This window comes from Shewanella sp. NKUCC06_TVS (genome assembly GCF_019345515.1).
GTDB lineage: Bacteria > Pseudomonadota > Gammaproteobacteria > Enterobacterales > Shewanellaceae > Shewanella > Shewanella oncorhynchi.
Window position 1 is genome coordinate 1 of the sequence record NZ_JAHKQX010000020.1, and the last position, 22,730, is coordinate 22,730.

General features: G+C 45.4%; 18 protein-coding genes. 12 read left to right on the forward strand and 6 right to left on the reverse strand.

Translation table 11 applies throughout. The features are described 5' to 3' along the window. Positions 1–1,261 precede the first annotated feature (1,261 nt). Genes KO531_RS19185 through KO531_RS19195 form a run of 3 tightly spaced genes read left to right on the forward strand, consistent with a single transcriptional unit; the run spans position 1,262 to position 4,505 of the window. Positions 1,262–1,528: an OadG family transporter subunit gene (locus KO531_RS19185; protein WP_113941635.1), complete on the forward strand. Its 267-nt coding sequence runs from the start codon at positions 1,262–1,264 to the stop codon at positions 1,526–1,528. 11 nt (positions 1,529–1,539) lie between these two features. Further along, the gene (gene oadA, locus KO531_RS19190; RefSeq protein ID WP_219252007.1) at positions 1,540–3,366 is read left to right on the forward strand and encodes a sodium-extruding oxaloacetate decarboxylase subunit alpha; all 1,827 of its coding nucleotides are present in this window, start codon (positions 1,540–1,542) and stop codon (positions 3,364–3,366) included. 8 nt (positions 3,367–3,374) lie between these two features. Beyond that, complete coding sequence (locus tag KO531_RS19195) at positions 3,375–4,505, forward strand: sodium ion-translocating decarboxylase subunit beta (RefSeq protein ID WP_219252008.1); 1,131 nt, start codon at positions 3,375–3,377, stop codon at positions 4,503–4,505. 167 nt (positions 4,506–4,672) lie between these two features. Here KO531_RS19195 and KO531_RS19200 read toward each other — a convergent pair whose 3' ends face one another. Beyond that, a complete protein-coding gene (locus KO531_RS19200; RefSeq protein ID WP_168823570.1) occupies positions 4,673–4,840 on the reverse strand; it encodes a hypothetical protein in 168 nt (55 codons plus the stop codon). A gap of 232 nt (positions 4,841–5,072) precedes the next feature. Next, complete coding sequence (locus KO531_RS19205; protein ID WP_113941634.1) at positions 5,073–6,326, reverse strand: dicarboxylate/amino acid:cation symporter; 1,254 nt, start codon at positions 6,324–6,326, stop codon at positions 5,073–5,075. 291 nt (positions 6,327–6,617) lie between these two features. On the opposite strand from KO531_RS19205, the gene KO531_RS19210 reads away from it, so the two are divergent. The 5 genes from KO531_RS19210 (at position 6,618) to KO531_RS19230 (ending at position 13,158) form a co-directional block, all read left to right on the forward strand. After that, positions 6,618–7,043, forward strand: a complete 426-nt coding sequence (locus KO531_RS19210; protein ID WP_219252009.1) for a YqaA family protein — start codon at positions 6,618–6,620, stop codon at positions 7,041–7,043. 181 nt (positions 7,044–7,224) lie between these two features. Further along, positions 7,225–10,077, forward strand: a complete 2,853-nt coding sequence (locus KO531_RS19215) for a pitrilysin family protein (RefSeq protein WP_219252010.1) — start codon at positions 7,225–7,227, stop codon at positions 10,075–10,077. Positions 10,078–10,262: 185 nt separating this feature from the next. After that, positions 10,263–11,912: a glutamate--cysteine ligase gene (gene gshA / locus KO531_RS19220; RefSeq protein WP_219252011.1), complete on the forward strand. Its 1,650-nt coding sequence runs from the start codon at positions 10,263–10,265 to the stop codon at positions 11,910–11,912. Beyond that, positions 11,909–12,373 carry a hypothetical protein gene (locus KO531_RS19225; protein WP_168823560.1) on the forward strand — a complete coding sequence of 155 codons (465 nt, stop codon included), beginning with the start codon at positions 11,909–11,911 and terminating at the stop codon, positions 12,371–12,373. The genes gshA and KO531_RS19225 overlap by 4 nt, the downstream gene beginning before the upstream one ends. A 167-nt stretch (positions 12,374–12,540) precedes the next feature. Continuing rightward, on the forward strand, positions 12,541–13,158 hold the full coding sequence (locus KO531_RS19230; RefSeq protein ID WP_081729062.1) for a hypothetical protein: 618 nt from the start codon (positions 12,541–12,543) through the stop codon (positions 13,156–13,158). Positions 13,159–13,351: 193 nt separating this feature from the next. On the opposite strand, the gene KO531_RS19235 is transcribed toward KO531_RS19230, so the two are convergent. The 4 genes from KO531_RS19235 to dauA form a co-directional block, all read right to left on the reverse strand. Further along, positions 13,352–14,605 carry a sensor domain-containing diguanylate cyclase gene (locus tag KO531_RS19235; RefSeq protein ID WP_219252012.1) on the reverse strand — a complete coding sequence of 418 codons (1,254 nt, stop codon included), beginning with the start codon at positions 14,603–14,605 and terminating at the stop codon, positions 13,352–13,354. Positions 14,606–14,768: 163 nt separating this feature from the next. Further along, complete coding sequence (gene purK, locus KO531_RS19240) at positions 14,769–15,872, reverse strand: 5-(carboxyamino)imidazole ribonucleotide synthase (protein ID WP_219252013.1); 1,104 nt, start codon at positions 15,870–15,872, stop codon at positions 14,769–14,771. After that, a complete protein-coding gene (gene purE / locus KO531_RS19245) occupies positions 15,872–16,363 on the reverse strand; it encodes a 5-(carboxyamino)imidazole ribonucleotide mutase (protein WP_028760937.1) in 492 nt (163 codons plus the stop codon). Before purE ends, purK begins: the two co-directional genes overlap by 1 nt. Positions 16,364–16,631: 268 nt before the next feature. Then, complete coding sequence (gene dauA, locus KO531_RS19250) at positions 16,632–18,395, reverse strand: C4-dicarboxylic acid transporter DauA (protein WP_219252014.1); 1,764 nt, start codon at positions 18,393–18,395, stop codon at positions 16,632–16,634. A 232-nt stretch (positions 18,396–18,627) separates the two neighbouring features. Here dauA and KO531_RS19255 point away from each other — a divergent pair, with 232 nt between their 5' ends. The 4 genes from KO531_RS19255 (at position 18,628) to KO531_RS19270 (ending at position 22,650) form a co-directional block, all read left to right on the forward strand. Further along, positions 18,628–20,499, forward strand: coding sequence for a VWA domain-containing protein (locus KO531_RS19255; protein WP_219252015.1), 1,872 nt, complete (start codon positions 18,628–18,630; stop codon positions 20,497–20,499). Between the two features lie 45 nt (positions 20,500–20,544). After that, positions 20,545–21,150, forward strand: a complete 606-nt coding sequence (locus KO531_RS19260; RefSeq protein ID WP_105249949.1) for a sigma-70 family RNA polymerase sigma factor — start codon at positions 20,545–20,547, stop codon at positions 21,148–21,150. Then, positions 21,143–21,877, forward strand: a complete 735-nt coding sequence (locus KO531_RS19265) for a hypothetical protein (protein ID WP_219252016.1) — start codon at positions 21,143–21,145, stop codon at positions 21,875–21,877. Before KO531_RS19260 ends, KO531_RS19265 begins: the two co-directional genes overlap by 8 nt. Before the next feature lie 236 nt (positions 21,878–22,113). After that, positions 22,114–22,650: a hemerythrin domain-containing protein gene (locus KO531_RS19270; protein ID WP_105249947.1), complete on the forward strand. Its 537-nt coding sequence runs from the start codon at positions 22,114–22,116 to the stop codon at positions 22,648–22,650. The last annotated feature ends 80 nt before the right edge of the window (positions 22,651–22,730 follow it).

Below are 22,730 nucleotides of genomic sequence, written 5' to 3' on the forward strand. Positions count from 1 at the left end.
ATCCCGAACTCAGAAGTGAAACGCAAACGCGCCGATGGTAGTGTGGGGTCTCCCCATGTGAGAGTAGGTCATCGCCAAGCATCCAAATAAACACAAAAGCCCTAGCCTAAATCGCTAGGGCTTTTGTGTTTTATACGCTCCGCGAAAAACTTATCTCGATGTCGGTCAATAAATGTTCCTCCAATATTGACACTTCCACCATCCATGGCGGTCGCCCGCCGCTAAGCGGACTCCCCGGCTACGAAGACAAGCTTCTTCGCGTTCAATCATGGTTAAATACTCCGTATTGATAGCGTTATGATTTCACCCCCATGTGAGAGTAGGTCATCGCTAAGCGCCTAATTATCTCATTGAGATGTAACCAAGCCAGCTGAATAAGCTGGCTTTTTTGCATTCGCAATTTGTAGAAATTAGTCCGTTTTTCTTTCAGCTTGCATGTTTCTCCGCTATTTTTACTCACCAACTCACCAACTCACCAACTCACCAACTCACTAGCCATTTCAATTACTGAGTTCTTTGTCGGTCCTAGGATTTCCTATTTCGTTCTCGTCCTATTGCTTAATCCTGCGCATAACTAAACGCTTGAGCTCTAGCTCAGGTAGCACTGTTGCTTATCTTTTAAATAGCCGTTCCACACCAACCGTATTGCTAGGTACTGCTCTGTGTTGGTATCTAGGGGGCATTTAAGTTGATTTAATTTGCTGAATTGAACCCATTCCTCTGCTTCAAGCAATGTCTTCAGAACAATATTCCTTTTTATTTTGCCACTTAGTCAGATGGCAGTAGCTTGGATTGTTAAATTTGCATATTTTTTCACTTGATTTATTCCTATGCTCGTTGTTTTCAATTTAGGAATCATTTTTTAGCCTAAGACATCACTTCAGCTTAAATCCAACATTATGCTTGTTTCATTATGGAATATTGAATTAATCGCTCGATTTATGAGGATTAATAACTTGCCGCCTGTGGATTTACTTAATTTTGGTAAGACCAATTTACACTGATATGGTTTTTTTGTTATCAATTGGTTATGTTCGTAGCAGGTTGAGTTCAACTGGTTTTCTTGTTGTGTGATTAGTTAGCTTTGAAATGTGATTTTTTATTCGATTTTTCTGATTGGTGGTCGCTATGTGTCTGTTTACGGAAGAACCATAGTTTGGAGCTGTTCATTTGATGAATTTTGAACTTGTAATGCGATAGCGATGATTTTGGGGCAATCGCGCTGTTGATAGGGATCTAGAGAGTAAGGGTTAGGGGAGCTATGGAGGATGTAACGCAATCTTTATTGGATGCCGTTGGCATTATGTTTTTGGGGATGGGCTTAGTTTATTTATTTTTAAGTGTACTAATCCTTGGGATTCATTTGGTTGCGCGTTGGTGTGCAGTCGATGCTGCATCTGCACGTTTTGCTAAAAATCATGCTAAGAGTCAGCAGAGGGTAGCGCAATCTGATGCTAAACCTTTAGAGCCAAGTTTGGTCGCTGCGATTTCACTAGCGGTAAAGCAGTATCGTTCACAGATTAAGTAATGGGGAGCAGTATGACTTTTGTATCTAATTCTACGACAGCAGTGGCTAAGCCATTATTTTTAACTGATGTCGTATTGCGGGACGCACATCAATCCATTTTAGCGACGCGCTTACGCATTGATGACATGTTACCTATAGCGCCGTTACTCGATAAGATTGGTTTCTGGTCGTTGGAATCTTGGGGCGGGGCGACTTTTGATGCCTGTATTCGTTATCTTGGTGAAGATCCCTGGGACAGAATTCGTGAGTTGAAAAAGGCAATGCCTGATACGCCGCAGCAAATGCTGCTGCGTGGCCAAAACTTATTAGGTTATCGCCATTATGCCGATGATTTAGTCACGCGTTTTGTTGAGCGTGCCCATACTAATGGCGTCGATGTATTTCGTATTTTCGATGCAATGAATGATGTTCGTAATCTCGAAACTGCGGTGAAAGCGGTGCGCCAAGTTGGCGGCCATGCGCAGGGGACGATCTCATACACCACAAGTCCAGTGCATACCATAGAGACTTGGGTTGATATGGCAAAACGTCTCGAAGATATGGGATGTGATTCTTTGTGTATCAAAGATATGGCGGGATTACTTAAGCCTATGGAAGCGTTTGAGCTCATTAGCAGACTAAAATCCCAAACGCAACTCGTGTTATCTATGCATTGTCATGCGACGACAGGATTAAGTACCGCCACTTATCAGAAAGCCATTGAAGCGGGTATCGATGTGCTCGATACGGCAATTTCGTCAATGAGCCAAACCTATGGACATACTGCTACTGAAACCGTTATCGCTATGGTGGAAGATACTGAGCGTGCGACTGGTTACGATATGGTATTGCTTGAGGAGATTGCCGCTTATTTCCGTGAAGTACGCAAGAAGTACGCTAAGTTTGAAGGCGCGCTGAAAGGCATTGATTCGCGGATCTTACGTGCACAAGTGCCTGGTGGCATGCTGACCAATATGGAGAGCCAGCTTAAGGAACAAGGCGCGGCCGATAAGATGGACTTGGTCTTGGAAGAAATTCCCCGCGTGCGTGCTGACTTAGGTTTTTTGCCCTTAGTGACACCTACATCGCAGATTGTCGGCTCGCAGGCGGTCATTAATGTGTTGATGGGTGAGCGTTATAAGTCACTGACTAAAGAGACTGAAGGCGTGCTTAAGGGTGAATATGGCGCGACGCCTGCGCCAGTCAATGCCGCATTGCAAGCGAGAGTCTTACAAGGAACCGAAGCCATTACATGTCGCCCTGCTGATTTATTAACGCCAGAGCTGGCTAAATTACGGCTTGAGTTAGCTGATAAAGCACAGGAACAAGGCATTCGCCTATCTTCAGAGCATGACGATGATGTGCTGACCTATGCACTCTTCCCACAAATAGGATTGCAGTTCTTAAAGAATCGTGACGATCCAAGCGCCTTTGAGCCTAAGCCTGAATTGACTTCGGTACTTGCTGCTTCTAATGCTACAGATCGCGGCCCTGAAACCTACACGGTAACTGTCGAAGGGCAAGAGTACGTAGTTGAAGTCGCCACAGGCGGGGAGATCTCGCAAATCCAGTCACAGGGCCAAAGTGTTCATGCCGTACAAGCTGCTATTGCGAGTTCAACGCCAACTGCGAGCCATGGAGAGATCAGGCTTGAAATGAGCGCGCCTCTGTCGGGCAACATCTTCAAAGTGCATGTTTCTCCAGGCGATAGAGTGTGTGAAGGCGATGTCGTGATCATCCTTGAGGCGATGAAGATGGAAACTGAAATTAGTGCTCAGGGCGATGGCATTATCGCTAAGCTCTGGGTGAAAGAAGGTGACTCAGTGTCTGTGGGTTCTCAATTACTGGCCTTGGCGTAGGAGGCATTATGGAAGGTTTAATGGCTTTTTGGGCCGAGACGGGAATCGCTCACTTTACTGGCGGGCAAGTGTTGATGATGGCAGTGGGCGCTTTGCTCTTGTATCTCGCCATCGTACGTGGTTTTGAGCCTTTGCTATTGTTGCCCATTGGTTTTGGTGCAGTGCTGGCGAACATTCCCCATGCGGGATTTACCGAAGAAGGTGGCATGTTGTATTACGCCTATTATGTGGGGATTGAGACTGGGGTGTTTCCACTGTTGATCTTTATGGGTGTTGGTGCGCTGACCGACTTTAGCGCCTTGATTGCGAATCCTAAAACTCTGTTATTAGGGGCTGCTGCGCAGTTTGGGATTTTTGCGACACTGATTGGCGCAATCGCGCTGAACTTAGTGCCGGGATTTGAGTTCACCATGAAGGATGCGGCGGCCATTGCGATTATTGGCGGTGCCGATGGACCAACGGCGATTTTCCTTGCCTCAAAACTGGCGCCTGAGTTATTAGGTGCGATTGCGGTCGCGGCCTATTCCTACATGGCGTTAGTCCCTATTATTCAACCGCCGATCATGCGTTTACTGACAACTCAAGCCGAGCGCGAAATTAAAATGGAGCAGCTGCGCGAAGTCAGTAAGAAGGAAAAGATCGTTTTTCCTTTGATGGTACTGGGATTAACGATTCTCTTTTTACCTGCGGCTACGCCGTTAGTGGGTATGTTTTGTCTTGGTAACTTGATGCGCGAATCTGGCGTAGTGGATAGATTATCGAAAACGGCGCAGAACGAGCTCATCAATATCGTTACGATTTTCTTAGGTCTAGCTGTCGGTTCTAAGTTATCTGCCGACCAATTCCTGCGGCTTGAAACCTTAGGAATTTTGGTATTGGGAGCTTTAGCATTTGGCATTGGTACTGCTGCAGGTGTATTGATGGCAAAACTGATGTGTAAGTTGTCGGGTGGTAAGATTAATCCGTTGATTGGTGCCGCAGGGGTGTCGGCTGTACCTATGGCAGCACGAGTCGTGAATAAAGTTGGATTAGAGGCCAATCAACATAACTTCTTGTTGATGCACGCCATGGGACCCAATGTGGCGGGAGTGCTAGGTTCTGCTGTGGCTGCGGGGATTTTGCTTGCCGTGCTGGGGTGATGACAGATTGGGTTAACTGATTGTGCTTGACTGAGTGGGTAAATTAAGCGGGTTTATCTTCGAATTTATTCTAGTTGTTAACGCTGTTTTATCACTAAGGCCAACTCAGTATTGAGTTGGCTTTTTTATTAAGTCACTCATTTATATTATAAATCCTTGGTATTAACCTAAGCTGTTAACCAGAGTAATGCCATAAGGATTAAAATCAGCCCGCCACCTATACCGATAATGTAGATAAAACCTCGCCGGCCTTGTTTTAGCGTGAGTTTGTTGGCTTTTAAAAATAACGCCCAAAACAAACATAGGATCAGCGGGATAAGGAAGAGTCTCGTCATTGTCTGTTCTGCTAAAGTGTGAGTTAGAGTAGTTTTAGAGTCTAACAGCTTGATCTTATTTGAGTAACCTATTTTGCAGTTAATAGAGACTGTCGAAGTCGATTGTGGTCTCTAAAGCCAATAGATTAAAGACTGTTTGCAGGATAATAAAAGAGACCGCCGAAGCGGTCTCTTACTGTGGTCAATGGTACTGATGATTTAGCTTAATACTGTTTATACAGTATTGTTATTGCTACGAACTCACAGGTGTAATGTCTTGATTGTCATTCGAATAGAACTGTACTTCATCGAGTTCATTTTCGGATTTACCAATCACAACAGCAGTCATCATATCGCCCGTTACGTTCGTTGCTGTGCGGATCATATCGATAATACGGTCAATCGCGGCGATAAAGGCAATGCCTTCAAGTGGCAGACCAATCACACCTAAGGTGACAGTTAACATCACCATCGCACTTCCTGGTACGCCAGCGGTACCAACAGAAGCTACTGTCGCAGTCACGGCGATCATCACATAGTCCAGTGTATCGAGCGGAATATTGTAAATCTGCGCGATGAAGATAGCGGCAATCGCAGGGTAAATACCTCCACAACCGTCCATATTCATGGTCGCACCTAATGGCATCACAAAGGCACTATAACGCTTTGATACACCCATGGTTTCGACTGCGCGGGTGCTCGCAGGTAAAGTACCGAAACTTGAGGAAGTACTAAAGGCGACTAACTGCGCTGGCATAGCTTTGCGGAAAAATTGCAGTGGGCTTAAACCACCGACAAATTTCACTAAGCCACCGTAAACAAAGATGATGTGGATAAAAGCGGCAATGTAGATAGCCCCGATAAACTTACCTAAAGGCAATAAGGTTGATAAACCATATTCACCCACAACCCATGCCATTAAACCAAACACACCGATAGGAGTGAGTTTTAAGACCATGCGAGTCAGTTGGAACATGACTTCAGCACCTGCTTCAATGGTGCGTTTTAATGGCTCTGCTTTCTCGCCGACTTTATTGATAGCGATACCTACCAAAGCTGCAAACACGATAATTTGCAGTACATTGCCTTCAGCGAGTGAAGCAAAAGGATTGACAGGGATCATGTCGAGCAACACTTGTGCGAAACCGGGAATATTACGCTCGCGCACTTCAGTCGTTGTGAGTTGCATGGTGCCACCCATGTCGATCATTGAGCCCACAGCTAAGCCGATCAGAGAGGCGATTGTGCCTGTCAGCATGAACATACCCAAAGTTTTCAAGCTCAGGCGTTTCAGACTGGTTTGCGAGTTGAGCGATGTGATACTCACGACAATGGCACAAAATACCAAAGGTGCGACCAACATCTTAATGGCCCCAATGAACAGATCACCTAATGGTTTTAGCACTGTGGCGCTTTCACCTAAAATAACGCCAACGAGCGCACCTAAGATAAAGCCTGCTAAGACTTTTTGCCAAAACGGAATGCGGCTAATGGTTTGAAGGATCATGCATATTCCAGAAAAATAAATTAAGAGTGAGCCAATAGGCCTGCGATGATAGGATTCGTATTTAACGAGTTGAGCGTGATGTTAACGCGCTCTCAGTCATGCGCATGGTTATTGCCTGCCATAGTTAACCATTGTATCGACAGAGCTAGGGTTATAACAAACCGTTTTTCTTATAACTTATTGTGATAAGTGAGTTTGTTGTAAAAAGATTAAGTGAAACATTCAATTAACCCATGGCAAACCTTATCGCATTGAATACAAAAAGAGAGATTTATCATTGAGTAAGCCATTATGACTGAGTTAGGCATTATGTTCTCCGGCGCTTTTTTAGCGGCGACTTTGTTACCGGGGGGATCTGAAGTCTTACTCGTGGCGCTATTAAACAAAACTCCAGAGGCTTGGGTTGCGCTGGTCGTGGTGGCCAGTATTGGTAACACGTTGGGCGCGATGACTAGTTTCTATTTAGGCCGCTTAGGTCGCCTCGCAAAATCACCAGAAGCGTTAGCGACAGGTAAACACGCAAAGGGGCTCACCTTGATTGAACGCTACGGCGTGTGGGCGTTGTTACTCTCATGGGCACCAGTTGTCGGCGATATTCTCTGTTTATTGGCGGGTTGGTTGAGGCTACCGCTAATACCCTCTTTGGTGATGATTTTAATTGGTAAAACAATTCGTTACTTAATTATTGCCGCTGCCGTGCTGCAATGGATGGCATGATGGCGCTAGGATGTATTTAATGGTCAAGGGTGGGGAGTGTTTTTCCGTTTAGACTGAATTTACTGTATAGATAGGAACTTAGTGTTAATTTTGCGAGTCATAAATCCCAATGCTTAATCATTTAAGCGCACTATGACTAAACGCAGCACTATGATTATGAAGCTGTATTTTTGGCCCATTGATGTATGAGGGGAATGTTTTGAAGAAATGGATATTAGCGGTCGCAATTTCTGCCGCACTTGCGGGTTGTGCATCTGAAACGATTACGGCGAACTTACCCGCAGGCGTTAAACTTATCGAAAATGTGCAATTGGCCGATTCGCAAGTAGGGATCCCCTACAAAAAGTACCAATTAGCCAATGGGTTAACGGTTATTTTACATCAAGATGATTCCGATCCCTTAGTGCATGTCGACGTCACTTATCATGTGGGCTCTGCCCGTGAATTAGCTGGGCGTTCGGGATTTGCGCATTTATTTGAACACATGATGTTCCAAGGCTCGCAGCATGTTGCCGATGAACAGCATTTTGAAGTGGTTACCGAAGCCGGTGGTACCCTAAATGGCACGACCAATACCGACAGAACCAATTACTTTGAGACAGTACCCAACAATCAATTAGAAAAAATGTTGTGGCTCGAGTCGGACCGTATGGGCTTTTTGTTGCCGGCACTCACCAGTGAAAAATTTGAAGTGCAGCGCGAAACCGTCAAAAATGAGCGTGCACAACGTATCGATAATCAGCCCTATGGCCGCATGAGTGAGCGTTTTAGCCAAGCCATGTATCCTGTCGGGCATCCTTATTCTTGGCCTGTGATTGGCTGGCCGGACGATCTTAATCGCGCCACAGTTGATGATGTGAAACACTTTTTCCAACGTTGGTATGGCCCTAACAATGCAACCCTGACCATAGGTGGCGATTTCGATGAAATGCAGACCTTAGCCTGGGTCAATAAATATTTTGGTGAAATCCCCCGCGGTCCTGAAGTCTCGTTAGAGCAAAAGGCGCTGGTTAACTTAGATAAAACGCGTTACCTCTCCATGGAAGATCAAGTGCACTTGCCTTTGATCCGTATTGGTTTTCCAACCGTATACGCAAGGCATCCTGATGAAGCCGCGCTCGATCTGTTAGCCAATATTTTAGGTGGTGGTAAAACATCCTTATTATATAAAAACTTGGTTAAGGACGGTTATGCCGTGCAGGCTAATGTGAGTCATCCTTGTCAAGAGCTTGCGTGTCAGATGTCGATTTATGCTTTAGCCAATCCTGAAAAGGGCGGCAAACTGGCAGATCTGGAGCAACGTATTCTCGACTCGATTAAGGAGTTTGAGCAACGTGGCGTTACCGATGACGATTTGCAAAAAGTCAAAGTGCAGTTTGAGGCTGATACTATTTATAGCCTGCAGAGTGTTTCTGGCAAAGTGTCGACCTTAGCGATGAACCAAACGCTGTCGGGCAATCCGAACATGATTGCCTCAGATCTGAATCGTTATGCCAATGTGACCAAAGACGATGTGATGCGCGTGTTTAAGCAATACATTAAAGATAAACCTATGGTGGTTATGAGTGTGGTGCCGCAGGGAATGACGTCACTTATTGCTCATGCGGATAACTTCACGCCAGCAACGTTGCCGATTGCACACTCTGCGGTAGAGGGGGATTTGCCCAAGCCTGAACTTGTTTCAAGTTTTGATCGGACTAAGATGCCTGCATCTGGCGTTGCACCTATGCTCAAAGTACCTAAAATTTGGACAAAAACCTTAGCCAATGGCATCGAAGTCATGGGCACTCAAAGTACTGAAACGCCAACAGTTGAGTTAATTGTTTATCTCAATGGTGGCCACAGACTCATACCCGTCGAAAAAGCAGGCTTAGCAACGCTGACTGCGGAAATGCTTAATGAATCGAGCCAGAAGCGCAGCAGTGAAGCACTATCACAAGCCTTAGAAATGCTAGGTAGTAGTGTCGACTTTAGTGCGTCTGAATATCAAAGTTCGATCAAAGTATCGGCTCTGACAGCACATTTAGATGAGACGCTGGCGATTATGGAAGAAAAGCTGTTTCAACCAGCGTTCAGCGAAGCTGACTTTGCGCGAGTGAAACAGCAGCAATTACAACAGATCCAGCATATGCAGTCCGATCCTAGCTATCTGGCTGATACGGCGTTGTCGTCTTTGTTATACGGTAAAGACAATGCGTTAGGTGTGAATGATCTCGGTACGCTCGATTCAGTCGCGGCGCTTACGTTAGCCGATGTAAAAGCGTTTTATGCCCAGCAGTATCAAGGCGGCAACGCTAAAATTGTCACTGTTGCTAATTTATCTGAATCTGCATTGCTGCCTAAACTAGCGGGATTAAACCAGTGGAAAGGAGAAGCAGCTGTGGTACCGCCACTTAAGCCACTCCCTGCATTAAAAGGCGGCACAATTTATGTGATTGATAAACCTGGTGCGGCGCAATCGGTAATCAATATTGCCAAGCGCGCATTACCCTACGATGCCACAGGCGATTATTTTAAATCCTATCTGATGAATTATCCGTTAGGCGGCGCATTCAATAGCCGTATCAACCTGAATTTACGTGAGGATAAAGGTTATACCTATGGTGCTCGCACTCGTTTTACTGGCGGTGCTGAAGTGGGCGATTTTGTCGCATCAAGTAACGTTCGCAGTGACGTGACGGCGAAAGCACTCATTGAGTTTGTAAAAGAAATCAGTGCTTATCAGCAGCAGGGCATGACAGATGCTGAACTTGCCTTTATGCGTAATTCAGTCTCTCAAGGGCAAGCTCTTGATTATGAAACACCGTATCAAAAAGCGGGCTTTATGCGGATGATCCAACGTTACCAATTGAGTCAAGATTTTACGACTCAACAGGACAAGATCATTAATACTGTAACAAAAGATGAACTCAATGCCCTCGCGGCTTCCGAGCTAGATATCAATAAAATGGTGATTCTGGTGGTGGGAGATAAAGCGACAATTGAAGCGGATTTAGCGGTATTGGGCTATCCAATTGAAACTTTAGTATTGTAAATTAGTATTTCGCCCTTATATAGGTAGATAGACGGGTGCATTAGTTAACGACTATTTGCCCTATATTTACCGGATTTACATCGAAAGACGGTGACAGCATTAGCTGTCACCGTCTGCTTTTAATCATACAAGGTGTGAATTTGGCTTGCCCCACAGACAGGTTTAGATTTATTTTGAGGCATATTTTGCAAGATAAGCCTCAAAATAAAGGTCTGACTGTTAACCTTGTCGCGATAGCGAATCACCAATTAGAGAAGCGCAAATTGAAGTCATTCAATGAATTAGTACAACATCTCTCGGACGCCAATGGGCGCACCGCACTCTTGGGTATGTTACGTGGCATAGAACGTGAGGCGTTGCGGATTGATGAGTTTGGTTATCTCGCTACAGACTCGCATCCCGAAGCCTTAGGCTCGGCGTTAATGCATTCACGTATTACGACGGATTACAGTGAAGCCTTGCTCGAGTTTATTACGCCAGTAAATCACAATGTTGAGCAACTTCTCACTGGGTTAACTGAGACTCATGCCTTCAGCGTGCGCCACTTAAATGGTCAGCGTTTGTGGCCCGTGAGCATGCCTTGCTATGTGAAAGATGAGCAACAGATCCCCGTTGCCCGCTATGGCTCATCGAATACTGGCATGATGAAAACCTTGTATCGTAAGGGGTTAACCTATCGTTATGGCGCCCTGATGCAGATCATCTCTGGGGTGCACTTTAACTTTTCGGTATCGCAAGAATTATGGCAAAGTCTGTATGAGTTAAGTGATAAAGAGTTAACTTACGATGATTTTATTTCAGAATCCTATTTCGGCTTGATCCGTAACTATCGCCGTTTAGTGTGGGTACTACCTTATTTATTTGGTGCCTCGCCAGCGTTATGTAGCTCCTTTATTAAAGATCAAAAAACCGACCTCAAGTTTGAAAAAACGGGCCACGGAACTCTGTATCTGCCCTATGCCACTTCGTTGCGTATGAGTGATTTAGGCTACACCAACAAAGAGCAAGAAGATCTAAATATCAGCTATAACTCTTTGCCTGAGTATCTGGCTGGCGTGAATGCTGCCACTAAAATGCCTTCAGCAAACTTTGCTAATATCGGCGTTAAAGTCGATGGTGAGTATCGTCAACTTAATGCCAATGTATTGCAGATTGAAAACGAGTTCTACTCGCCAATCCGTGCGAAACGGGTCACACGTAGTGGCGAGAAACCGTCTGAAGCTCTGGCCCGTGCTGGGGTGGAATACATTGAAGTGAGAGCGCTGGATGTTAATCCATTTAGCCCAGTTGGCATTGAGGCGACACAAGTGCGTTTCCTCGATTTATTCCTACTCTATTGTTTATTAACGCAGTCGCCTAAGTCTGAGGCGAGCGAAGAGGCGAGATTAAGCGCGAATCTTAAAGCTGTGGTGCTTGAAGGCCGTAAACCTGGGCTTGAGTTATTAACTGCAGACGGTTCACGTTCGCTTAAATCTTGGTTAGAAGAGTTGTTTGATGCCTTGCAACCTTTGGCAGTATTGCTTGATGGTGAGGGGATGGATTATCAAGTGGCTTTGGCCCATTGGCGTAAAGCGGCTGAAGATCCGAATTTAACCCTGTCGGGACAAGTACTGCAAAACGTGATCAACAAGGGCCAAGATCATGGTCAGTGGGTGATGACGTTAGCGCAGCAATACTATCAATATTTTATCGATTATCCCTTGTCGAGCGAGACCATAGCGCAGTATCAAGCTGAAGCATCCAGTTCGCTTAACAAGCAAGCTGAACTAGAGGCGGCGCAGAGTGCAGTTTCATTCGATGATTATCTGGAAGATTACTTTGGAGTGAAGCCGTGAAAGAGGGGTTATTCTCTTTCACTGGCCTACGTGCCCGCGCAGCTTTGATTGTGTTCAGTGCCTTGTTATCTGGCTGCGCCGCGTCACCTGAAGACCCACTGGGCTGTGGTACTGTGTCGGGTTATTTGCAGCCCGATGCCAGTACTCACTGGTATCGAGTTGTGGTGACCCATTTAAACGGGCAGGCAGTCGTTTCTAAGCCTAATTATCAGTTAGCGCCTGGCGAATATGAATTTACCGTTGCGGAGCTGATCGATGATCCAAGTTTGTCAGTCACGCTTGCCGCGCGGACACCCAAAGTATTCAAGCTCAATGTTGAAAGTCATCAGCGTTATCATATCGGTGCGTTATTTCACACCGATAAGCGCTATATGGGTAAAGACACTGCGTATTGGGAACCCGGCGTGTGGCAGCAAGAAGATCATGAGTGTCAGTTTGAGCTGAGTCCCGAAACGAAATAGCCAAAGTGTTAAGTTCAAGTGGTAAGCCAGCAACATACGATTTAAGTCATATTGATTTAGCCCCTAGCGTTGAGATCTTCTAAGCGCAAAAAAGGCTTTTTATGCTTGCCTCAGCCTGAGTCTATGACATCATGGCGCGAGCTAACTCTCCAAAGAACATGATATTAATGAATAAATCCTCCGCTATCTTACTCTGCGCAAGTCTCGGCATCTTGTCAGGTTGTGCGACATCTCCGCCTAAGTCTCCCGAAAATTTGTGTGAGATATTTCAAGAACACCGAGATTGGTACGATGCCGCTAAAGATGTCCGTGATAAATGGGGTGTGCCAGTGCATGTGCCGTTAGCTATGATGTATCAAGAGAGTTCATTCAAGCACAACGCCGCGCCACCGATGGAATACTTTTTAGGTTTTATCCCTATTGGCCGTGCCAGCGATGCCTATGGTTATGCGCAGGCTAAGACCATGACGTGGGATGATTATGTGCGTGAGACGGGAAACAGTTGGTCGAGCCGCAGTGATTTCGATGATGCCTTGGATTTTATGGGCTGGTTTATTAGCAAAACCCATAAGATAAATGGCGTATCTAAATGGGATGCGCGGGCGCAGTATCTTAATTATCACGAAGGCTGGGGCGGTTATCGCCGTGGCAGTTATAAATCTAAGGCGTGGTTAGTGAAAGTGGCGAACAAGGTGGATGCGAGGTCGAAACGCTACGCGGCTCAATATAAAACCTGCCAAGAAGATTTAGATTCATCTTGGCTGTGGCGTTTATTTTTTGGTTAGGATTACGTTTTTATATCATTGTCAGCCACTTAAGTGAGAATGGCTGACTGTCGGTGTTCAATTTAGATATTTAATCGAGATAGCTAATCGAGATAGTAAACTCAAATCTTAAACTCAGATATTCAACTCCGACGCTTACTGATTGTTGATATTAGCCTTTTGACATCGGCTGCAGCAACTGACTTCAATTGATTTATTGCGCTTTCACTGCGAAGGTTTCTAATGCCTGAATGGCTTTTTTCTTCGCACGCTTTTGCTCATACATAGCATGATCTGCAGTCTTAAAGGATTGATACCAATCGGCTTCGAAGGGGGCAATACCAAAACTAAAACCTAGGCTAAGCTCTGAACCTTGATTCAAGGTTTTGCGCATATCATCTAAGTCCTGTTCAATTTGAGCTAACGGCCCATGGCATAAAGCGACAAGCTCATCGCCACCAAAACGGGAAATAATGCCTTTGTTTTGCCAATAGGTGAGCATGGCAGTGGCCGTTCGCTTGATGGCAACATCACCCATCTGGTGCCCATAGGCATCATTAATGGACTTGAGATTGTCCATATCGATAATAATTAAAAAACTGCCTAAGTGAGGTTTGTGCTGCCAATGGTGCAGTTCATCTTCAAAATTCTTTCGATTATAAAGTCCTGTTAATGGATCAAAATTGGCGAGTTTAGTGATCTGCAGTGACTTCTGATAGAGCGCAATGGCATTGCTAGCTTCGTGAGTTAGGATAGAGACAAGATTGCGGTCGTAATCGCTAAAGGCGCCAAGGCTACTGCTATCGAGATTGAGCATGGCATACAGTTTGCCATCAATACGAATAGGGCTAGACAGGGTTGAGCGTATCGGCTGCTTCGACACTGAGAGTAACACTTTTTGATCATCTTCCGTTAAGGTGCTAGCCGCATTGATATTCTTCATATCATTGATGACCACTACTTGATCGCATCTCCCTTCAGTGAGTCGATATTCAAAAGTTTGCTCTAAGGTAAAATCCAGTTGTCTGAGTTTTGCTAAATCGAGCCCCACGACAGATTCAAAATACAGTTTATTATTCACCTCGTTGATTTTAATGATGCTGCCCATTTCGGCACCATTAATCACGTACACGGCTTTATTGAGTAAGGCGTCCAGAAAGGCATGCTCATTTTTATAATGGCTCGAGAGATGGGCGAGTTCATAGATGGCATCGTTGATGGTGACGACTTGCTCTAAATGCTGCCATAGTCGAGTTAAACGGCCCTGATGCAAATAGTAAATTAGGCTGTAGGCAAAAATATAAATGATGCAAACAAACAGTAAGGGCAGGATAGTCCAATTTTCTGTGGGTGCATTAAAGATAAACAGCAGGATGAATAGACATATCGGCACTATAAGCAGTAGCAGATGATAGCGATAATCTAAGCGATCTATGGTCTTACGTTTGAAATTATCCCTTAATTTCACTCGACTATTCCTTTATCTGTGTCATTGCTAGTAATCATTGAATGCTATACATCACTAACGTATTCACACTGAGTTCAGTTAAGTATATAACGAAAATTGAAATATAAACTGATATGAAACTGTGAACAATTTCATATCAGTGATTTTGGTACTAAATACTGAATTAACGCGAATTTTCTGCGTATTCGGCCAATATCCAAGCTAATGGTGCTTGGTATTGGATTGGCATCCAAGTTTGCAGTGCGGCTATGCTCTGGTTGAGCACAGTTTGATTTGGCACTGATAGGTTTAAATGTCCGACTTTACGACCCGGGCGAACTTCTTTGTTGTACCAGTACAACTCAGCATTGGGCAAACTTAACCAGCGAGGGTCATTATCGATACCGATAAGGTTGACCATAACACACTGAAAATTCACTTGTGGCTGTGGGATCGCAATTCCGCAAAGTGCTCTAAGATGCAGCTGGAATTGATCCATATGGGTTCCGGCTTGGGTCCAATGCCCAGAGTTGTGCACTCGCGGCGCCAGCTCATTCACCAGTAGCTCATCGCCAACACGGAAGCATTCCATCGCCATCACGCCGACGTATTCAAGCTCGTGCATAATGGCGCTGAGCATAGTTTCGGCTTGGGTTTGCAAGGGGGTTAAGCGTGCCAGTGGCGAAATCGACGCCATTAAAATGCCGTCCTGATGCAAGTTCAGCGTCAGCGGATAAAACACGCATTCGCCTTCGCGAGTACGCACGCCAACCAATGATACTTCTTCATCAAAATTAATCGCTTGCTCAGCAATCGCAAGGTTACGCCAATCATTTGGAATATCGCCCACTTCGGCTTGTTTAAGCCAATGTTGACCTTTACCGTCATAACCACCGGTACGGCGTTTCATCAAGACTCTAGGACCATAATGTTGATACAGGGTATCGACTTGGGTGTTATCGTCGACTAAGGTCCAAGGCGCCGTGGGAACGCTGAGCTGGTCGAGTAGACTCTTTTGGCTAAAACGGTCGGCTAAACGGCTAAATACCGGACCATTAACAAAATGGGGGTGTGAGCTGAGTTGTAAACTCAGGGCGGACTCTGGCCACTGTTCGCGCTCGGCGGTGATAATGTCGTGGGGCGCGAGTGGCAGGATTTCATCCGTAGGCGTCATGATATCGACGGCGTTAACTTCAATTGCTAATGGCTCACCAGCGTGGGTCAACATGGCGCCCAGCTGACCATTACCTAATACCCAAACCTTAGGTTTAGTGTTTGTCTGGGTCATTAGACTTCCCTCGGGTCTGGATTGTCCAGTACCGCACGGGTCTGTTCTTCTCTGAAAGCGTCAACACGAGCCGCTAATTCTGCATCGTTATTCGCAAGGATTTGGCAGGCCAATAATCCCGCATTGAATGCGCCCGCTGTACCTATGGCTAAGGTGCCGACGGCGATGCCTTTTGGCATTTGAACGATAGACAATAAGCTATCCATACCTGACAGGGCTTTACTTTGGACTGGTACACCTAATACGGGTAAGCGAGTTTTAGAGGCGATCATACCGGGTAAGTGCGCTGCACCACCGGCGCCACCAATGATGATTTTAAAACCACGTTCGGCGGCAGAGGCTGCAAACTCCATGAGTTTATCTGGCGTTCTATGGGCGGAAACCACTTCAACATGATAAGGCACTTGCAGTTTATCCATTATCTCAGCGGCGGCTTCCATCGTGGGCCAATCACTTTTAGAACCCATAACAACAGCAACAAGGGCTTGCATGATAACTCCTTAACTCACTAATTTTAATTATATTTTGACCTTGTTTCAGGTCTAGGTACAGTTGATGCTTGTCTAGCCGTCACCGGTGGCAAGCATCATGGCGCTGAATAATACCATGATCCTCGTCATTTCTGCCCGTTTTTGCGAGCGAAAAAACGTCTTTTGCTGTGATGAATGGCTTGGGGAATTGAGCTATAAAAAAGACCAATCCTGAGATTGGCCTTTGAGATAAGTCAGCAGCATTAAGCCCTGAGATCGTGCTACTGGTTTACTGTGTCTGCTTATCCGCAGTGATTTCTGTTTGCTGAGTGATGACTGGCGCTTCTGTCATGGCTTCACGTAGGGTCGAGTAAAACTTCAATACACCTTCAATTGGCTGGATCTTCGCTCTCGCCAGCGTTCGGATGGGCTGGAACTGCAGATCGGCGATAATGAGCTTAGTCTTATTCGCTTTGCATTTTTCAATCAGCTTCGTCAGTGCGGCTAATCCTCCCGCATCCAGAATAGATACTCCATCGAGATAAAGCACTATCACTTGTTTATCTTCGGTGAGACTCGCGATTTCGGAGAAAATGCGGTCAGCAGCAGCGAAAAATAGCGGCCCGTTAATTTTGAGGACAGCCCAATCGGCAGGTAACTCTTGATCCACATAACGCTTGTTGGTGCTGATATCGTAAAGCTTTGTCATCTCGGCAATTTCTTTCATAAACAGCAAGGCAGCAAGGATAATTCCCACACTGATGGCTATCACCATGTCGAAAATAACCGTTAATGAAAAGCAACTGACAAAAACCATGATATCGCTGGTGGGCGCAGTTTTAATTAAATGTAGTGCTTTGTGGGCTTCACTCATGTTCCAAGCCACAACAAGTAGCAGGGCTGCCATGGCTGACATGGGCAAATAAGCTAATACGCCCGCTAAGGCGACTAAACCAATTAAGACTACTATGGCGTGGATCATGGCCGCTATCGGGCTCTGAGCGCCCGCTTTGACGTTTGCCGCGCTACGGGCAATTGCTGCAGTTGCCGGAATACCGCCAAAAAACGGCGTGATGATATTACCTATACCTTGCCCTAGTAATTCACTGTTGGCACTGTGACGTTTACCTGTCATGCCATCGAGCACCACTGCACACAGTAGCGATTCAATTGCGCCTAACATGGCAATGGCAAAGGCTGCAGGTAATAAGGCTTGAAAGGTCGCGAGATTAAACTGAAACGCTTGGCCATTCGCGCCAGCTTGCAGCCAAGGCCATTCGAAACTGGGTAATACGGCAGGAATTCCCATGCCTGTGGTGCCATCACTCAGTTGATAGTGAAAACGGGTTCCTATGGTTTCTATATCTGCACCCATGGCATTGAGAACCAAGGCGAACATAGTGCCGAGTATAATAGCTGGAAGGTGCGCTGGCACAGGTGTTTTGAGTTTTGGCCAAAGTAGCATAGTCGCTAAGGTCGCGGATGCTACCAGTAGGCTAGGTAAATGCACCGAGGGTAGCGCTTGAGCTAATGTCATCAACTTAGCCAGATATTGCTCTGGCATCTGGGCTATATCGAGTCCGAAAAAATCTTTGAGCTGCAAGGTAGCGATGACGACACCTATCCCCGCGGTAAAGCCTAAGGTGACGGATTCAGGGATATACAAAATTAATCGGCCAAGTCGCAGCATTGCCATGCCGACGAGTATCATTCCGGACATCACAGTCGCGATTAATAATCCTGCTAAACCAAACTGTTGGGCTATCGGATAGAGCAATACTACGAATGCCGCTGTCGGGCCTGACACGCTATAACGTGAGCCGCCAGATATGGCGATAATAAAACCGCCGACAATCGCAGTGTATAAACCGTATTGAGGTGCAACTCCACTGGCAATGGCTAATGCCATTGCTAACGGTATGGCAATAATGCCGACAGTGAGACCTGCAAGAAGATCTTGCCCAAAACGTTTAAACGAATACTTATCCTTCACGCAAGCTTCTGTGAGTGCGTGGGCGATTCTTAGGGAAAACAAATGAGCTGAGTGTGACACGAGTGGGTCCCATAGCGAGGCGAGTAACAAGCTTCTATTTTAGTGACCTGATACAAGACGCAGTGTGAGCTTGATTGCAAAAACGATTGAAAATACTTTGTTTTGTATAAATAGTGTGCTTGGGGGCTGTTTGATTCTCATTTAGGAGTGGTTTGTAAAATATTTTGATACTTTAACCCTTTTAGTCATTTGCGCCGTTTACAGCCTTAGGTCAACATCAAAGGCATTCAACATGAAAACAATATACTCCCAGAAAACCATTGCACATTCCTTATTATCTTGGGGAAGCGTCAGCATATCGGCGAGCAATAGCGCAGCTTTATTCTTAGTCATGCTGAGTTTAACGGCCTGTGGCGGTAAAGGCTCTGAGGCTCAACAACGACAAGCGGAGCTGCAAGCCGAACAGAGTCATAAAGAAGTGTCACTGCGCCGTGCTGAAATGCGTGATGCTACTCAGATTGAGATGGCCAGAGTCGCGGCGCCGATGCAAATGTCTACCCATGGTGCAGTGATGGGAATGAACATAGCCCCAATGCCGTCAGACTATGCTGCGATTCCGTTAGCACAAAATAAATTCGAGCCGCTGGTGCAAAATGGCATCATGGTGGCAGGAGAAATCCCAGTATCGACTTTTTCCATCGATGTTGATACTGGCAGTTATGCCACCTTAAGGCGGATGCTGAGGGAAGGGCGCTTGCCTGAGAAAGGCACTGTCAGAGTTGAGGAAATGCTCAATTATTTTTCCTACGATTATCCCTTACCTGCTAAAAATGCCGCGCCGTTTAGTGTTACGACAGAGCTTGCGCCATCCCCTTATAACGATGACATGATGCTGTTACGGATTGGTCTTAAAGGATATGACTTACCTAAATCTCAGTTAGGCGCGAGTAACTTAGTCTTTTTGCTCGATGTGTCAGGTTCTATGGCATCTGCCGATAAATTGCCTTTACTGCAAACTGCACTCAAGTTGCTGACGGCGCAATTAAGCGCTCAGGATAAAGTTTCTATTGTGGTTTATGCTGGGGCCGCTGGTGTGGTGCTCGATGGCGCGTCGGGGAATGACACTCAAACTTTAACCTATGCGTTAGAGCAATTGAGCGCAGGTGGTTCAACCAATGGTGGGCAAGGAATAACACAAGCCTATCAATTGGCGAAAAAGCATTTTATCCCCCATGGTATTAATCGAGTCATCCTCGCGACTGATGGTGATTTCAACGTTGGTATGACAGATTTTGATGATTTGATTGCCTTGATTGAGAAGGAAAAAGATCATGGTATTGGCCTGACAACCTTAGGGTTTGGTTTGGGGAATTACAACGATCAACTCATGGAGCAATTAGCGGATAAGGGCAATGGTAACTATGCCTATATCGATACCCTGAATGAAGCTCGAAAAGTGCTGGTGGACGAGTTAAGTTCAAGCTTGTTCACTATTGCTAAAGACGTCAAAGTGCAAGTGGAGTTTAATCCGGCCTTAGTGTCTGAGTATCGTCTAATCGGTTATGAGAATCGTGCTTTAGCACGGGAGGATTTCAACAACGATAAGGTGGATGCGGGCGAAATTGGCGCGGGTCATACAGTGACTACCTTATATGAATTAAGATATGTTGAAGCAGGGCAGATGGCGAATGATAAACTCAGATATGGCGTTGATGCTCAAACGGGGCAAGAAAAATACAGCCGTGAAGAAATCGCTTTCCTTAAACTGAGATATAAGCTGCCAGAGCAAACACAGAGTCAGTTACTGAGTTATCCCATCAGGTTAGACCAAAATGTTAAGCTGTTAGAACAAGCGAGTGATGATTTTAGATTTGCAGCAGCGGTTGCAGGATTAGGGCAATTACTGAATGGCAGCCATTATCTACATCAATTTGATTATACTAAGTTAAGCCAGTTAGCACGTTCGGCATTAGGGGACGATCCCTTTGGATATCGCCATGAGTTTGTGCAATTAATGGAAACCGCCGCGGCCATAGAGCAATCTAATCATGTGCCGATTAAGAAGGTATTCGATGGTACGGATAAACCTTTTCCTCCCCAAGATAAGCTTCATGGCGAGCCAGTGAGAGACAAGAGCAATACGCGCAATGAGAGATTACAATAGTAAAAGTAAATTCGTGGGGCTAACCCCAATGATGAGGAATTTCCCGTGGCATTAGCAATAGCGCAATTATCAAACCATGAGCACTCAGATGAGCAATTGATGTTGTGCTATGCCAAGGGCGATTCAAAAGCATTTGAACAGTTATACCTGAAGCACAAAGGTGCACTCTATCGCTACTTTGTACGCCAGTTAGGTGATAAGCAGTTAGCTGAAGATTTGTATCAAGAAACCTGGGGGCGGGTGATCCGCGCTGCGGCTAACTACGAAGCCAGTGCTAAGTTTACTACTTGGCTATATCGTATCGCTCATAACTTATTGATTGATCATGTACGGGCGGTTAAGCCCGTGGATTTAGTCGCTACTGATGAAGATGATGCAGGACTCGATACTTTTGTGGCGGGTGAGCAAGATAAGCCCGATGTGCAGTGGCAAGAAGCGCAAAAGAGCTTATTGCTAAAGACCTGTATCGCACTGTTACCCCAAGTTCAGAAAGAGGCATTTATCCTGAATATTGAAATGGGTTTTACGGCTGCCATCATTAGCGACATTGCGGGCGTGACCTTAGAAGCGACTAAAAGCCGTATTCGTTATGCTTACCAAAGCCTAAAAGATTGTGTCAGCGCGAAATGGCAGGAGGCGGGTCATGAGTAATTCTTCTTCAAGTGCTGATGAGCGCGCATTACAACAGGAAGTGCTGGCTTGGTATCGCCAGCAGGCCTTAGAGGTTCCACCGCAGCAACTCGATCAAGATATCTTACAGCTGGCGCAAACTCACTTAGCTGAAATGCATCAAAGCAAAATAACCGCCGTTGAAGCGCCAAGTTCTGTCTGGCGACGCCATCCTTGGGCGTTATCGAGCGCGGCATCGTTAGTGCTTGTTGTTGGTCTGCTGGTGCTGAATCGACCTCAAGTCGAAGATACACTTGTTCCAAGTCCTATGGTGATGAGTGCCCCCGCGCCACAAACGATGGCAAGAATGGCTGATACTGAAGCGATGCAATCTTTAAAAATGCAAACAGAAGCCGTGGCTGAACATAAAAGACAGACGGAAATGCAGCAAGCTAAAGCCGCATTGGGAGCAACTGAGCAGCAGGATACAATTAGCCCCGCTATCGCTGCAAGGTCTATGAATGCACCAAAATTATCTGAGTCTGCTGAAATCAATCAAGTGTCATTGACTGAGTATTTACATCGGTTACAAGTCCTCATCGAAGCGAAGGAGACTGAGCAAGCATTCGTGCTGGAACAAAAACTGCTCAAAGATTACCCGTATCTTGCAGTTAAGGATGTCGATGAAGCGCAGCAAATCGAATCGCAGCAAGTATTAAGACTTGAGTTTAAAAAGCTACAACAGCAATTACATCAGCTTGCCAAATGACTATGTGATTGTGGTATTTAGTAATAAAAAAGTGATTAGAAATCGCAAAGTGGTGAGATAAACAGCTAAATTTCCCTGAAATATGCCGAGACGTGCTAATGTTTGTGGTCTGTTTACTGTTTGGTATGTGATTTACTTGATCAACATCATAAAGTGAACAGGTTTTAGCCTGTTATATTGGTGTTAGTTCACGACTTGGCTAGTATCAATAGTCAGACCCATATTCAGGAGGCATTATGCTTAAAAGACTCATGCATGATCATAAACATATAGCTGTATTGCTAAATGTTTTAAAAAACAAGCAGATGAAACTATCCGAAGGTGAGTCAATCAACTTCAGCGTCGTGCGCGATATTGTTGAATATATGCAAGGATATGCTGAACGTTGCCATCATCCCATTGAAGACATTATTTATGCCTACTACCTAGCCCATAAAACGAACGATACTATCGATAAATTGAGTGCCGAACATGAGTCGGTGATCCAATCCTCGGCCACCTTGATGGCGACTTTAAACTTGATCCTCAGTGATATTGTGGTTGCCCGCGAGAAACTGATTGTTGATTTTGCAGAGTATGTCGCATTGCAAGAGCGACATATGCAGATGGAGGAACGGGAAATATTTCCTTTGTTAGCCAAAAGTTTAACTGAGCAAGATTGGCAAGTTATTGAGTTAGAGTGTCAGAAATCGCTGATCGATGATCCTTTGTTTCTTGACCGAGAGCAGAAAGAATTTGAAGATTTACGGGTTTATCTCACAGCGTCTGACTAATACTCTTTAGTTTATTGGGTCCATGTTGTCGGCTTAAGCTGGTGTTTTTATACGGCTGAGGAGCACATTTTTGATTCTGA

Excerpts from the sequence above, each read along its gene's own strand:
- KO531_RS19185 (WP_113941635.1), top strand. The coding sequence starts at position 1,262 with ATGGAGGATGTAACGCAATCTTTATTGGATGCCGTTGGCATTATGTTT.
- oadA (WP_219252007.1), top strand. The coding sequence starts at position 1,540 with ATGACTTTTGTATCTAATTCTACGACAGCAGTGGCTAAGCCATTATTT.
- KO531_RS19195 (WP_219252008.1), top strand. The coding sequence starts at position 3,375 with ATGGAAGGTTTAATGGCTTTTTGGGCCGAGACGGGAATCGCTCACTTT.
- KO531_RS19200 (WP_168823570.1), bottom strand. The coding sequence starts at position 4,840 with ATGACGAGACTCTTCCTTATCCCGCTGATCCTATGTTTGTTTTGGGCG.
- KO531_RS19205 (WP_113941634.1), bottom strand. The coding sequence starts at position 6,326 with ATGATCCTTCAAACCATTAGCCGCATTCCGTTTTGGCAAAAAGTCTTA.
- KO531_RS19210 (WP_219252009.1), top strand. The coding sequence starts at position 6,618 with ATGACTGAGTTAGGCATTATGTTCTCCGGCGCTTTTTTAGCGGCGACT.
- KO531_RS19215 (WP_219252010.1), top strand. The coding sequence starts at position 7,225 with ATGTATGAGGGGAATGTTTTGAAGAAATGGATATTAGCGGTCGCAATT.
- KO531_RS19230 (WP_081729062.1), top strand. The coding sequence starts at position 12,541 with ATGAATAAATCCTCCGCTATCTTACTCTGCGCAAGTCTCGGCATCTTG.
- purK (WP_219252013.1), bottom strand. The coding sequence starts at position 15,872 with ATGACCCAGACAAACACTAAACCTAAGGTTTGGGTATTAGGTAATGGT.
- purE (WP_028760937.1), bottom strand. The coding sequence starts at position 16,363 with ATGCAAGCCCTTGTTGCTGTTGTTATGGGTTCTAAAAGTGATTGGCCC.
- KO531_RS19255 (WP_219252015.1), top strand. The coding sequence starts at position 18,628 with ATGAAAACAATATACTCCCAGAAAACCATTGCACATTCCTTATTATCT.
- KO531_RS19265 (WP_219252016.1), top strand. The coding sequence starts at position 21,143 with ATGAGTAATTCTTCTTCAAGTGCTGATGAGCGCGCATTACAACAGGAA.
- KO531_RS19270 (WP_105249947.1), top strand. The coding sequence starts at position 22,114 with ATGCTTAAAAGACTCATGCATGATCATAAACATATAGCTGTATTGCTA.